At 59.8% G+C, this 13,802-nt stretch carries 12 protein-coding genes; 4 read left to right on the top strand and 8 right to left on the bottom strand.

All coding sequences use genetic code 11. The annotated features are described in order from the left end of the window. Window positions 1-5: 5 nt before the first annotated feature. From ACTHND_RS10225 to ACTHND_RS10240, 4 genes are all read right to left on the bottom strand, one after another. The gene (locus ACTHND_RS10225) at window positions 6-941 is read right to left on the bottom strand and encodes an MlaD family protein (protein ID WP_440177842.1); all 936 of its coding nucleotides are present in this window, start codon (window positions 939-941) and stop codon (window positions 6-8) included. Window positions 942-950: 9 nt separating this feature from the next. After that, entirely contained in the window at window positions 951-1,739 is a 789-nt protein-coding gene (locus ACTHND_RS10230) for an ABC transporter ATP-binding protein (protein WP_440177843.1), read from the bottom strand. Beyond that, a complete protein-coding gene (locus tag ACTHND_RS10235) occupies window positions 1,739-2,908 on the bottom strand; it encodes an MlaE family ABC transporter permease (protein WP_440177844.1) in 1,170 nt (389 codons plus the stop codon). The genes ACTHND_RS10230 and ACTHND_RS10235 overlap by 1 nt, the downstream gene beginning before the upstream one ends. 115 nt (window positions 2,909-3,023) lie before the next feature. Then, on the bottom strand, window positions 3,024-3,284 hold the full coding sequence (locus ACTHND_RS10240) for a DUF3253 domain-containing protein (protein WP_440177845.1): 261 nt from the start codon (window positions 3,282-3,284) through the stop codon (window positions 3,024-3,026). 23 nt (window positions 3,285-3,307) lie between these two features. Here ACTHND_RS10240 and ACTHND_RS10245 point away from each other — a divergent pair, with 23 nt between their 5' ends. After that, the gene (locus ACTHND_RS10245) at window positions 3,308-3,766 is read left to right on the top strand and encodes a PaaI family thioesterase (RefSeq protein WP_440177846.1); all 459 of its coding nucleotides are present in this window, start codon (window positions 3,308-3,310) and stop codon (window positions 3,764-3,766) included. A gap of 74 nt (window positions 3,767-3,840) precedes the next feature. Here the strand turns inward: ACTHND_RS10245 and ACTHND_RS10250 are convergent, their stop codons facing one another. Beyond that, a complete protein-coding gene (locus ACTHND_RS10250) occupies window positions 3,841-5,127 on the bottom strand; it encodes a NupC/NupG family nucleoside CNT transporter (protein ID WP_440177847.1) in 1,287 nt (428 codons plus the stop codon). A 168-nt stretch (window positions 5,128-5,295) separates the two neighbouring features. On the opposite strand from ACTHND_RS10250, the gene ACTHND_RS10255 reads away from it, so the two are divergent. Further along, a complete protein-coding gene (locus tag ACTHND_RS10255) occupies window positions 5,296-6,009 on the top strand; it encodes a response regulator (protein ID WP_090644234.1) in 714 nt (237 codons plus the stop codon). A gap of 81 nt (window positions 6,010-6,090) precedes the next feature. Continuing rightward, window positions 6,091-7,383: an ATP-binding protein gene (locus tag ACTHND_RS10260; RefSeq protein ID WP_440177875.1), complete on the top strand. Its 1,293-nt coding sequence runs from the start codon at window positions 6,091-6,093 to the stop codon at window positions 7,381-7,383. On the opposite strand, the gene ACTHND_RS10265 is transcribed toward ACTHND_RS10260, so the two are convergent. Together ACTHND_RS10265 and ACTHND_RS10270 are read right to left on the bottom strand one after the other, a co-directional pair. Then, on the bottom strand, window positions 7,380-9,005 hold the full coding sequence (locus ACTHND_RS10265) for an NAD(P)/FAD-dependent oxidoreductase (RefSeq protein ID WP_440177848.1): 1,626 nt from the start codon (window positions 9,003-9,005) through the stop codon (window positions 7,380-7,382). The genes ACTHND_RS10260 and ACTHND_RS10265 overlap by 4 nt on opposite strands. 94 nt (window positions 9,006-9,099) lie before the next feature. Continuing rightward, window positions 9,100-11,658 (bottom strand): TonB-dependent receptor, encoded by a 2,559-nt coding sequence (locus tag ACTHND_RS10270; protein ID WP_440177849.1) that lies wholly within the window; start codon window positions 11,656-11,658, stop codon window positions 9,100-9,102. Between the two features lie 128 nt (window positions 11,659-11,786). On the opposite strand from ACTHND_RS10270, the gene ACTHND_RS10275 reads away from it, so the two are divergent. Further along, window positions 11,787-12,872 carry a phytase gene (locus ACTHND_RS10275; RefSeq protein ID WP_440177850.1) on the top strand — a complete coding sequence of 362 codons (1,086 nt, stop codon included), beginning with the start codon at window positions 11,787-11,789 and terminating at the stop codon, window positions 12,870-12,872. 33 nt (window positions 12,873-12,905) lie between these two features. Here the strand turns inward: ACTHND_RS10275 and proC are convergent, their stop codons facing one another. Then, the gene (proC, locus tag ACTHND_RS10280; protein WP_440177851.1) at window positions 12,906-13,709 is read right to left on the bottom strand and encodes a pyrroline-5-carboxylate reductase; all 804 of its coding nucleotides are present in this window, start codon (window positions 13,707-13,709) and stop codon (window positions 12,906-12,908) included. Between the last annotated feature and the right edge of the window lie 93 nt (window positions 13,710-13,802).

Raw genomic sequence — 13,802 nt, forward strand, 5'->3', positions numbered from 1 at the left:
CGCACTCATTGGCTCACCTTTCTTTCCTTGGCGACGGGCTTGTTGATCAGCCCCTGCGGGCTGGCCTGCACGGAATCGACCAGATCTTTGACCGATTCCGAGGCGTCATTGAGGTTGCGCAGGCTTTCCTGCAATTCCGGCAGGGTGGTCGAATTAAGCTGATCGGCCGGCGCCTTCATGGCATCGGCCAGGGTCGCCACATGATCGGCGGCATCGGCCAGTTTCTTGGTGGCGGCGTTGATCTGGTCGAGCGTCTGCGGCAGCTTGTCAGAGGCCACGGCATTGGTTGAATTGGCCAGACGCGTCACCGCATCGGCCGCCTCGCCGGCGCTGACAATGGCGGCATGGGCATCATCGATCATCTGCTCGCGGCCCTTCAGTTCGGCCGTGATGGCTTCGAGATTGTTCAGGCTGTCCGAGAAGGTCTTGATGTTCTGGTCCGACAGCAGGCGGTTGACGCGGTTCAGGCTCTCATAGGTATTTTCGATCACCGAACCGGAACCCGACAACAGCTTTGAGAGCGCGCTTTCCTGGCTGTGGATCAATGGCGGCGGCGCGCCCGGTTTGTGCTTCAGCAGCGGCGCATTGGCCGAACCGGGCGAAATCTGCATATAAAACAGCCCGGTAATGCCCTGCGGTTCCAGCGAAGCTACAGAATCGACACGCACCGGCGTGCCTTCGTCAAGCTGCACCGTGGCGATGACCTGGTGGGTATTGGCATTGCCGAGACGCAGGCCCGTCACCTCACCGACCTTAATGCCGTTGAAGTGGACTTCCGCTCCCTTGGTCAGGCCGTCGACCGGCGTGTTGAACTCGACCTCATAGGTGCCGAAGCTCTTGTTGAAGTCGAACTGGATGAACCAGAAGGCAAAGACAGTCAGCACAAGTGCGAGGGCAAATGTGGCGAGGCCGACCAGAGCATAATGGGCTTGACGTTCCATATCGTGTTCCTACTTCTTCCCCCGTCCGCGTGGGCCGTGGAAATACTCGTGTATCCACGGATGCGAAGATTTTTCCAGTTGCGAGACAGGCCCCTTCTCCACCACATGCCGATCCGCCAGCACGGCGATTTCGTCACAGATGGCGTAGAGACTATCAAGATCGTGCGTAATCATAAAGACCGTCAGGTCAAGGCTGCCCGCCAGTTCGCGGATCAGCGTATCGAAGGCGGCCGCCCCGATCGGGTCCAGCCCCGCGGTCGGTTCATCGAGAAACAGCAGTTGCGCATCGAGCGCCAATGCCCGCGCCAGGGCCGTGCGCTTGATCATGCCGCCGGAAAGCTCGGAAGGCGCCAGGTCGGCGGCGGTCAGGGGCAAACCGGCCATGGACATTTTCAGCAGGGCCACGGCGCGCGCTTCGCGCCGGCTCAGGCGGGTGAATTCCATCATCGGCGCCATGATGTTTTCTGCCACGGTCAGCGTGGAAAAGAGCGCCCCGCTCTGGAAAAGCACGCCGGTCTTAGCCTGAATCTGGCGGGTCTTTTCGTCGCTGCCCTCATAGAGGCGATGGCCGAACAGATGGATGTCGCCGGAGGTCGGCTTTTGCAGGCCGAGGATGGAGCGCAGTAGCACCGTCTTGCCGGAGCCGGAGCCACCGACAATGCCCAGGATCTCGCCCCGTTTGACAGTCAGGTCGAGATTTTCATGGACGACATTGCTGCCAAAACTGTTGTTCAGGCCCGTAATGACAATCGGGTCTTCGCATTCTTCTTTCAGCGGGGGAACGACCTGTCTTTTCATCAGAACGTAAACCCGTTGAAAAGCATGGCGAAAATGGCATCGATCATGAAGATCAGGAAGATGGATTGCACCACCGCCTTGGTCACCTGGCGGCCCAGGCTGATGACATCATCCTTGACCGACATGCCGAGACGGCAGCCAACCACGGCGATGGTAACGGCGAAAACGGGCGTTCGGATCATGCCGACGAACAGGTTGACGGTCGGCACATAGTCATAAAGGCGCTGGACGAAATATTGCGGCCCTAGCCCCAGCGAGCCCCAGATGGCGAGAGACCCGCCCAGCATACCGGCCAGGGCGCCGATAAAGGTCACCAGCGGCGTCATGATCACCAGGGCTACGACGCGCGGCAGAACCAAGGCTTCGTAGGGATCAATCCCCATGACTCGCATGGCGTCAATTTCCTGGTTCATCTTCATCGAACCGATTTCGGCCGCGAAACCCGAGGCCGAGCGGCCGGCGATCAGCACGGCGGCGATCACCGGCGCAAATTCCCGCATGACGCCGATGGAGACGAAATCAATGGAAAAGACCGCCCCTCCATAGGCTTTCAGCGACAGCACCATCAGGAAGGCCAGCACGGCGCCGACAAACAGGTTGGTGACTGCCACGATCGGCAGGGCCTCAAGCCCGGCACGCTGCATGATGTTGAACAGAGGCGCCCAGCGCACGCGCGAAGGCCGCGCGATCGACAGCATGATCAGGGTCATGACATGGCCCATGAACACCGACTGGGCGATGAAGCCGCGCCAGAACCCCGACATCAACTGGCCGAGATGGACCAGTCCGTAATAGATCGGGTGCAGCCAGAACTTTTTGACCTCCGGGTTTTCCCGGTTGTAGGTGTCCATGGTCGGCCGGTTGGCCCCCACAAGGGCATAGAGCCGGGCGTAGTTTTCATTATCCTTGAAAATCTCGCCGTCGAGTTTGTCGGTCAGGGCGTAATGCAGGGCAAAGGCCCCGGCACTATCGAGCGCCTCAAGCCCATCGGTGGCCACATGCACCTTGTCGTATTTTTTGAGCGCCGTCTGCATCCGCGCGGCAATACCTTCCAGGTGCGTGATGATCCACTGACCGCTCAGATTGAGCACGGCCACGCCATCGCCGCCCTTCGAGGGCGCCGTGATGGTAAACTCAGCCTTGATCGGTTTGGAGGTCGCCCTGGACATAGGTATGGATGGCGGTCTTTTCGTTCTGATCGCGCGTGAATGCCCGATCATACATGCCGCATATTGATAAAATGGCAATAGTGAAGGCAAAAAAACCGTACAGTACTGTTCACTTTTATACCGACTGTGTTTCGCCCTGTGCTAACCGCACCCGATAAACCCCTTTGAAACCTTCGGGTTCGATCGGCTTGCCCTTGCGCAATACCTCAAGTTTTCCCTGGCGCGCCAGACCGATGATCACCGCCCGCACCTTCGGCAATTCGCGCCGCCAGTTGATGGCGTCTATTGCCTTAGCCACCTCATTGGGGCTAATGGAGTCACCCTTTCGCACCTGCGATAAGAGATCAAGCAGGGTCTCTTCGACGAGCTGGGACATGACTGTTTCTCCGGAGTAATATGATGAGCATCGACGCCAGCCAGTATGAGAAAATTACCGAAGGCGACTTTGCCGGCTGGGTACGGGCGCCCGAAAGCGATACGTTCAATGGCCTGGTCGGGCCCTATTACTACCAGTCGGACGATCCGGCCAAGGTCAAAGTGGCGTTCAAAGCGGAAAAGCGACATCTCAATGGCGGCGGCACAGTGCATGGCGGCTGCTTGCTGACCCTGGCTGATACCTCGCTGTTCGTCTTCGCCCTGCCCCACCTGGCCGATGGCGGCGCGGTAACCCTGCAGCTCGACTCGCAGTTCCTGAGTCCCGGCCGCGAAGGCGACATCATCGTGGCGACCGGTGAGATTACACGCGTCGGCAAGTCGGTGATCTTCGGTCGCGGGCAACTGACCTGCGGCGATCGTATTCTTTTGAGCTATTCCGGCATTATGTCACGCCTGGCCGCCAAGCCTTCCGGGGACGCTTAATTAGAGCTCAAGCCGCATGGCTTACCTCGCAACGGCTCGGACGGGCGGTCGCCCTTGCCGCTAAGACGCGGAGGTCAAAGCCCATACACCGCATTCGGCAAGGCGCCGACAATCGCCGCTGACAGACAGGTGGCCAGGAAGGCCGCGGCCAGCCCCTTCCAGATCAGGCTGATGATTTCCTGACGGCGGTCCGGCATCAGGGCGCCGAAGCCGGCTACTGTGATCCCCACCGAGCCGATATTGGCAAAGCCGCAGGTGGCGTAGGTCAGGAGAATGCGCGTGCGCGGAGTCATGTCGACCAAAGGTATGGCCGCCAGTTTCAGAAAGGCAACGAACTCGGTCAGCACCATCTTGATGCCGAGGATTTCCCCGCCCTTCGCCGCCTCGTTCCACGGCACGCCGATCAGCCAGGCTAGGGGCGTAAAGATCAATCCCAATATGCGCTCCACTGTCACCGGTTGGCCACCGATCTCCGGTACGACACTGAGAATCGCATTGGCCAGCGCCGCAAGCGCCACCATCACCACCAGTATGGCGGCGATATTCATGGCCACGGTCATGCCGTCCACCGTGCCTTTTGAAACGGCGTCGATGGCGGAATCGTATTTCAGTTCGCTGCCGTAATCGAGCTTCTCGACCTTGTGGTTGATCAGGTCGGGCACGATGATCCGCGCCAGCAGCACACCCGCCGGCGCCGAGACCACGGCCGCCGCCAGGATATGGCCCGCCGCATCGGGCAGGACATGCTGCAGGATCAGCACATAGGCCACCATGGTGGAGCCGGACACATTGGCCATGCCGATCACCACCAGCACGAACAGTTCCGAGCGCGTCAACTTGTCGAGATAGCCCTTGATGATAATCATGCTCTCGACATTGCCGACGAAAATGCCGGAGGCCACGCCCAGCGAGGTGGCTCCACCCAGGCCGATCGTCTTCTCAAAGATATAGCCCAGGCCGCGAATGATGATCTTGAGCACACCGATATGCCACAGTAACGCCGACAGGGCGGAAATGACCAGGATCAGCGGCAGTACCTTGAGCGCGAAGACGAACAGCGCCCCGGAATTGGTTACCGCATAGGGCTGATCGCCGCCGCCCATATAACCGAAGACGAACTGCATCCCCTGGTCGGTGGCATCAGACAGCGCACTCATGCCATTGGCGACACCGCCCAGCAGGACGTGGGATTGCGGCACCGCGAACAGGGCCAGGATCAGCACCACCTGAATGCCGATGGCACCGATCGTCAGGCGAATCGGGAATTTACGGCGGTTCTCCGACAACAGCCAGCATAACAGAATGATGACCGCGATACCTGCCAGGCTTTGCACGTTTTCCAGGCCATAATGAAAGGGCAAGGCTGCCTCCCGAGACATGTAAAGCGTCCGGCTATAGCTTTGAAACCCACATTTTTTGTGACAGCGGCGCATATCGCCATCTTTACAAACTTCAACGAATAGTGATCTGTCAGGTGCAACAAAGCCGTTTAGAGTTTACTGCGCACTCTGACAGAAAGAAACCCCGATATGAGCCTGGCCGCAGGGCAAAGCACGCCCCAGAACGACGCGACCACCCGCCACCTGCTGGTGGTCGATGATGACGACCGCATCCGTACCCTGCTTAAGGAATTTCTCAGCCGACAGGGCTTCCGCGTCACCGCCGCCGCTCACGCCGATGCCGCCAAGCGGATGCTGCAACTGCTCGACTTCGACCTGCTGATCCTCGATGTCATGATGCCCGGCGAAGACGGTTTCTCGCTGTCGAAATGGGTGCGCGCCAATTCCAACGTGCCGATCCTGATCCTGACCGCGCGCGGCCTGCCCGATGACCGCATCATGGGGCTTTCGATCGGCGCCGACGATTATCTCTCCAAGCCGTTCGAACCGCAGGAACTGCTGCTGCGCATCGAAGCCATCCTGCGCCGCACCGGCGTGAAGCCCGCGCTGCCAAAATCAATAAACATGGGCCCATTCAGCTTCGATCTCGAACGTTCCGAACTGAGCAAGAACGGCACGCTGGTCCGCCTGACCGAAGCTGAATCGCAACTGCTGAAATACCTGGCCGAGCGCGCCAATGTGCCGGTCGACCGCATGGACCTGGCCAAGGACAGCGTCGACACCACCGGCCGCGCCGTCGATGTCCAGGTCACCCGCCTGCGCCGCAAGATCGAGCAGGATCCCAAAAACCCCCGCTATCTGCAAACCGTGCGCGGCAAGGGGTATATGCTGGCTCCGGACTAACCCTTGGCCTCCCCCAAGCGCAAATTGCCGAAGATCAAGTTCTGGCCCGCAGTCCTGAAGCGCAACTTCCCGCGCACCCTGATGGCGCGCGTCCTGCTGATCATCGTCCTGCCGATCGCTATCATGCAGATCGCCGTCACCTGGGTGTTTTTCGACAAGCACTGGGAAACGGTCACGGCCAAGCTTTCGGAGGGTCTGGCCGGCGATATCGCCTGGGCGGTACGCGCCTATGAGGCCAATCCGACCGAGGCCAACCTCCAGCAGATCAGCGACCAGGCTGACACCACCATGCAGTTGTCGATCAGCCTTCGCAAGGGCGACAAGCTGCCGCTAAACCGCCGGGAATCGATCTTCATCGCCCTCAACCGCACCATAGACAAGGCGCTGGGCGATCAGCTCGAAGAGGTCTACTGGTTCGATACCACTCGTTATCCCGGCTATGTTGATATCCGTGTGCAAGTCAAGGAAGGCGTCCTGCGCTTTATCGTTCCCAAGGACCGCGCCTTCGCCACCACCGGCTATATCTTCATCTTCTGGATGCTGGGCGCCACCATCATCCTGACCACCATCGCCATGCTGTTCATCCGCAATCAGGTGCGCGCCATCGAACGCCTGTCACAGGCCGCCGAACGCTTCGGCCGCGGCGAGGAAGATGTCGGCTTCAAGCCCTATGGCGCCACCGAGGTGCGTGCCGCCGCCGAAGCCTTCCTCAAGATGAAGGCGCGCATCCAGCGCCAGATCGAGCAGCGCACCACCCTGCTCGCATCGGTCAGCCATGACCTGCGCACGCCCCTGACCCGCCTCAAGCTCGAACTGGCCATGGGCGAACAGGACGAGGCCAATACGAGGATGAAACAGGACGTCTCCGAAATGGCCTACATGATCGACGAGTACCTGGCCTTTGCCCGCGGTGAGATGGCCGAGAATACCGACAGCGTGTCGGTTCGCGCCCTGATGGATGCCGTCACCGACAGCGTGGCCCGTGCCGGTCACAAGCTGCAAACCGAACGCCTCGCCGAGGATCTGCGCGTCAATATCCGTGAAATGGCCGTTCAGCGCGCCCTGACCAACCTGGTGATGAACGGGTTCCACTATGGCAAGCACGTCCGTTTCCACGCCGAGGTTACGCCTGGCGAAAAACTGCGACTGATCATCGATGACGACGGCCCCGGCATCGCCCCGGAAAAGCGCGAGGAAGCCTTCAAGCCGTTCTCAAGGCTGGATGAGTCACGCAACCAGAACATCAAGGGCGTGGGGCTGGGCCTGGCCATTGCGCGCGATATCGTGCGCAGTCATGGCGGTGAACTGACACTCGACACCAGCCCGCAAGGTGGCCTGCGCGCCGTGATCAGCCTGCCGGTATCGGCGGGCTAAGCGACCTCCACCAATTCCCGTGCCACGGCTTCGGCGATCTTGATACCATCGATGGCCGCTGACAGGATGCCGCCAGCGTAGCCAGCCCCCTCACCCGCCGGATAAAGCCCCTGCGTATTCAGGCTTTGCAGATCCTTGCCGCGCGTAATGCGGATAGGTGACGAGGTGCGCGTTTCCACGCCGGTCATCATGGCGTCCGGATGGTCATAGCGCTTGATCTGGCGTCCGAAGACCGGCAGGGCCTCGCGCATGGCCTTGATCACGAAATCCGGCAGACATTCGCTCAAATCGGTCAGGTGAACGCCCGGCTTATAGGATGGCAGCACCTCGCCAAAGTCAGTCGATCCACGACCGGCGAGGAAATCACCGACCTTTTGTCCCGGCGCTTTGTAATCCGAGCCGCCGGCGACATAGGCCTGCGATTCCAAGCGGCGCTGCAATTCGATACCGGCCAGCGGATGGCCGGGATAATCGCGTTCTGGATCGATACCGACCACAAACCCGGCATTGGCGTTGAACTCCTTGCGCGAATACTGGCTCATGCCATTGGTGACGACGCGGCCGGGTTCGGAGGCCGCCGCCACCACGCGCCCGCCGGGACACATGCAGAAGCTGTAGACGGTTCTGCCGTTTTCACAGTGGTGCGACAGGCTGTAGGCCGCCGCACCCAGATCGGGATGGCCGGCGCAATTACCAAAGCGCGCCATGTCGATCCATGACTGCGGATGCTCGATGCGCACGCCGATGGAAAAGGGTTTGGCCTCGATAAAGACGCCGCGATCATACAGCATCTGGAAGGTATCGCGGGCGCTGTGCCCCACGGCCAGCACCACCTGATCGGCTTCCAGATAGCCACCATCATGGAGGTGCAGGCCGCGCACCTGGCGCGTATCGTCCGGTGCAGTCTCGATATCAATATCGGTAACGCGCGTCTGCCAGCGGTATTCACCGCCCAGCGCTTCAATGGTTTGCCGCATATGCTCGACCATCGAGACCAGCCGAAAGGTGCCGATATGCGGATGGGCCTCGGTGAGTATCTCCGGCGGCGCACCGGCCTTGACGAACTCGGTCAGCACCTTGCGGCCGAGATGGCGCGGATCCTTGACCTGGCTGTAGAGCTTGCCATCCGAGAACGTCCCCGCCCCGCCCTCACCGAACTGGACATTGGATTCCGGATTCAGTTCGCTTTTGCGCCACAGCCCCCAGGTGTCTTTCGTGCGTTCGCGTACCACCTTGCCGCGTTCAAGGATGATCGGTTTCAACCCCATCTGGGCCAGGATCAGCGCCGCGAACAGGCCGCACGGTCCGGCGCCGATGACCACAGGGCGGCGCTTTTGGCTAACCGCCGGCGCATGGCCGATAAAACGGTATTCCGTATCCGGCGTCGGCCTGACAGACGGATCACCGGCCATCCGCGCCACCACGCCAGCCTCATCCTTCAGCACCACGTCCACCGAATAGATCAGCAGGATGGCGGACTTTTTCCGCGCGTCATTGGCCCGGCGCGCGATCTCAAATGACAGCAATTCATCTGCAGTAATGCCCAGCCTTGCGCAGATCGCTTCCGACAGGGCTTCGGATGGATGATCGAGCGGCAGTTTCAATTCAGTGATACGGAGCATGGCCGTGCTTTACCGGCAATGCCTCCGCCACGCAACCGCGGACAAAAAAAGCCCCGCGCGATGGCGGGGCTTCAGTTGAGCACAGTCTAAAAATTTAGAACCTGGCAGCGACGCCGACCGCCCAGGTTTTGCCGTACACTTCGTTTTCGACCAGTTGGTTTGACGTGCCGATATAACGGCGCCACGCAGCATCGTTCAGGTTCTTGCCCTGGACGAAGACCTGCCAGTTCGTGTTGAGCGCATAACCGACCTTGACGTCGACGCGGCCACGCCCAGCGGTGTAGATGTCGGTGGATGTATCTTCACCCAGAGTATCGAGGAACTTTGAGCGATACGAATAGGCGATGCGGGCCGTCCAGTTATACTTCTCGTAAGTCAGTTCGGCGGTGCCGGTCAGGTCGGAGGTATAGATGAGGCTGACCTTGTCGCTGCGACCCGGCGCGCCGTCCGCTTGCGACTTCTGCGAGGTGACATTGAACGAGGTGCCCAGGCCATCGAAGGGCGACGGCAGCATGTCGTACTGCATGACGTAGTTGAATTCGACACCCGAAACGGTGGCCTTTTTCAGGTTCTTCGGCTGGCTGACGCTGATGTTGGCATAGGTCACGCCGCCCACGGTCAGGTCGCCCGTATAGCCAGTTGTAAAGATCGGATCGTCGATGCTCTTGTAGAAGGCAGACACCGAAATCACACCGTGCTTACCGAAATAGTGTTCGTAGCCCGCATCGAGATTAACCGACCGTAGCGGGTTGAGGTCCGGATTGCCCAGTTCCGCCTCTTCGTCGCCCTTGCTGATATTGGCGTGCGGGGCCAGATCAACATAGTTCGGACGACCGATCGAGGTTGTGGCGGCAAAGCGCACCAGGGAGTTCGAATTGAAGTCATAACGACCAACCACCGACGGGAACAGATCGGTATAGTCTTTCTTACCGAAGCTGTTGAAATCCATGTCAATCGACGAATCCTCGTCGAACGCCTTGGCCTTCGAGGTATTCCGGGTGTGCTCAACGCGCAGGCCCGGCGTGACAGTCAGGTTGCCGGTCTTGATGGTGGCCTGCGCATAGCCGGCGCTGACCGTTTCGCTGACGTCATAATCATCCGCCAGTTCGCCGACCAATGTGTCGGGCTGAACCAGATTGGCGTCCGTCAGAATACCGTTTGCCTCGGCATAATCCAGGGAGGACAGGAAATCGACCGTCGGTCCGAACTTATACTTGCCATCATAAAGCGTGGCGCCCGTGTAGGACTGGAAGTTGTTAAGCGTCATCCCCGAATCCGACACATCGTACAGACGGTAATTGACATCGGAACGCTTGTGACGCTTGGCATATTTCGCCCCGAACTTGAAGGTGGTGTCGCCACCGAACAGGCTGGTTGGCAGGGTGTAGTTTACCGACGCCTGGTTCAGGATTTCACGATAATGATCGGCTTCCAGTTCAGCCTCATCAGCCTTAAAATTCGAAGCGTCGTAAACCTTGGTGCCCGGATCGACCGTAAACAGCTCATCCGACAGATCATAGGTGCCACTGGCGTCCTTTTTCCCAGAGACATAGGCGAAGTTGTAGCGCGGATCGTCATCCTTGATGGCGGTCGAATTTGTGATGTCGGCATCCAGCTTGCCCTGACCGACCGTAAATTCTCCACCGAAACTGACCGTCGAGATGTGCTCGTCTTCAAAGCGGTACTTTGCATCACGCTTGGCGGCCTTGGTGCTGGCAAAAGTGCCGGTGTTGTCGCCCGTTGCGGTCTGGCCCGCCAGCTTGACGCCAAACTGCTGGCGCTGCTCCATATCGGTGAAGTGCGAGAAAAGAGTGTGCGCATAGAGATGCACATCGTCATTTGGCTTGTAATCGAAATTGACAGCGGCCCCTTGCCTATTGCGGATCACATAATAATCTCGCAGTTTCCAGTCGGACGGTACGATCTGCGTGCCCGACTTGTCGTCGCCCCAGCTTTCCGAGCCCTGGAGGTTGTCGGACGCCTGCGGACGGCGCGAGGCATTGAGCGCGACCACGACGCCGAACTGCTTGTTATCGCCGAAACGAGTGCCGGCCGACAGGTCGGTGTCGTAAGAGGTCTTGTCGTTCAGGTCGATATGGCCGGCGGTATAGCGGGCGGTAATGAAGGGCTTCTTGCGATCGAAGGCGGTCAGGGTTTTGACGTTGACGGCACCGGCGATGGCGTTGGCATCGTATTCAGCGGTCTGGTTCTTGATGACTTCGACCGAACCTATCAGGCCGGTCGGGATGGTGTCGACCTTCACCTCGCGTGTATCCGTTTCAGGGGCGGCCGCATCCTGGCCGTTGATGCGAACCGCGGCCAGGGCGGGATCCAGACCGCGGATAATGACGTAACGCCCCTCGCCCTGATCGTCATCGACGCTCACGCCCGGCATACGCTGGACAGCTTCACCGACGTTCTGATCCGGGAGTTTACCCGCATCATTGGCGGTGACGATTTCCTTCTTGACCTGCGAACTGTGCTGCTGCTCAAGCGCTTCACGCTCGGCGGCACGATGGCCGAAGATGACAACCTCGATCGGCGCTTCGGCCGCCGCGGCGGCCGCGGTTGCGGCTTCCTGCGCCTGGGTCTGACCGGCGGAAAGAGTGAATGCGAGAGGCGCCACGGCGGCGCCGGCAAGCAAATATTTCATTTTCGACATTAATAGCCCCACAATTTAAAAAATTTACAGTTTAATTTCTGCAAATTTTGGTATTACCCGGATGTGATCGCTATTAAGGAAAGCAGATGATGAATTTCAGAACGTTTTGCAACAGATTTATGACAACAAACTTAGCATTTATAAGTGTTGCTTGTTTATCATCATGCGCACCTATACACAAAGAGCTTATTTCGGACTCTATACTTGCTTCGCACGGAAACGGCACGCCCGTTATGGCCGCTGCCGAAACAGAAGCCGTAGCCACAAAAGCACTCGACAGCGCCGACGACCCGGAAGTCTGGGTCGATGCCAAGGATTCCCGCCGCGCCCTGATCTATGCCACCGACAAGAAGGCCGGGCTTTACGTCTATGATCTGACCGGCAAGCAGGTACAGTTCCTGCCCGTCGGCCCCATGAACAATGTCGATCTGCGCAGCGGCCTGGCCATTAATGGCCTGCCGGAAACGGTCATCGCCGCCTCCGATCGCGTCAAGGGTGGCGCGGCAGTATTCAAACTCGACCCCGTTACTCTGCAAACGACGCTCTGGGGTTTCGTGCCCATGCCGACCAGCGAAGCCTATGGCTTCTGCATGGGCGTCACCAGGGACAACCAACTGACCTTCATCATGGTCGGCAAGAATGGCGATGTGACCCAGTCGGTCATCACCAGCGAAAATGGCCAGCCCCAGGCCCGTATCGTCCGGCAGTTCGCGGTCGGCACCCAGTCAGAAGGCTGTGTGGTCGACGACACCACCGGGCGCCTCTATATCGCCGAGGAAAATGTCGCCCTGTGGCAATATGGGCTGGATCCTGCCAGCGGCACGGCGCGCACGGCGGTGGAAACTCTGCCTTCGCAAAAGCTGGTGGCCGATATCGAGGGCCTGACCCTGCTGCGCGAAAGCGCACACACCTTCCTGATCGCCTCTTCACAAGGCGATTCCGCCTTCGCGGTCTGGCGCGTCGAAGGGGAAACGCCGGTTTATCAGGGGCGTTTCTCGGTCTATCCCGGCAACGGCATAGACGCCGTGACCGGTACGGACGGCGTGGCGGCACTGGGCGGCCAGGTCGGCCCCTACGGCAAGGGCGTCGTGGTGATGCAGGACGATTCCGACACCGATGGCGAAACACCAGCCACCGCCCGTCAGCGCCAGAACTTCAAGATCGTTGACTGGAACGAGATCGTGAAGGCCCTGAAAATACAATAACAAAAGGCGGCTGCACCTGCAGCCGCCTTTTGTTTATCCCAACTCCTTGGAGCGCTTGTGCGCCGCGTCAACCGAAGCCAGGATCAATTCGTCCAGCCCCTCGCCCGGCTTGCACAGGATATTGAGGGCCGCTTCGGTCGTGCCGCCCGGAGAAGCCACCTTCTTGATCAGGGCTTCCGGGTCTTCACCGGTCTCATCGAGCAGGCGCGCCGCCGAAATCAGCGTGCCGCGCGCCAGGTCGCGGGCGTGGCTGTATGACAGGCCATTGGCCCGGCCGGCCTTTTCCAGCGCCCGCACGAAGGCATAGACATAGGCCGGGCCTGAACCGGAAACGGCGGTCGCCGAATTGATCTGGTCCTCGTCGGCCAGTTCGACCGTCTGGGCCATAGGGGCAAAGAGTCCGCGCGCCGCGTCCATGCCCGCCGCGGTATCAGCATAGAGGCTGGCCACCCCCTTGCCGGTGGCCACGCCCGTGGTCGGCATGACGCGCGCCGTCGGATGGCCCGCGAACGCCTGCTTGAGCTGGGTGGTCGTTACCCCGGCCATGACCGAGACAATGACCGCGCCCTTGTCGATATTGCCATTCAGTATCTGGGCCACGGCGTGCCAGCCCTGCGGCTTGACGGCCAGAATAATGGTTTTCGCGGCGTGCCAGGTTTCGGGCAGCGGATTGAGCTGCGCGCCCTCAGCGGCATAGGCTTGCGCTTCTTCACCCGGCTTCAGGTCGAGGATCATCACTTCCGGCGGCGTAACATGGCCCTGCACGCGAAAGCCCTTGAGGATCGAGGAACCGAGCGCCCCGGCGCCCACAAGAAGGATCGGTTTGGCGAGACTCATTTTTTGGATATCCTCAGACTGATGCGTCCGTTTTTAATAGGTTTGTCGGCTCACCAGCGCAAGTGCCCACCGGGCCGCTCAGTGATGAATTCA

Source organism: Asticcacaulis sp., from assembly GCF_051954415.1.
Lineage (GTDB): Bacteria > Pseudomonadota > Alphaproteobacteria > Caulobacterales > Caulobacteraceae > Asticcacaulis.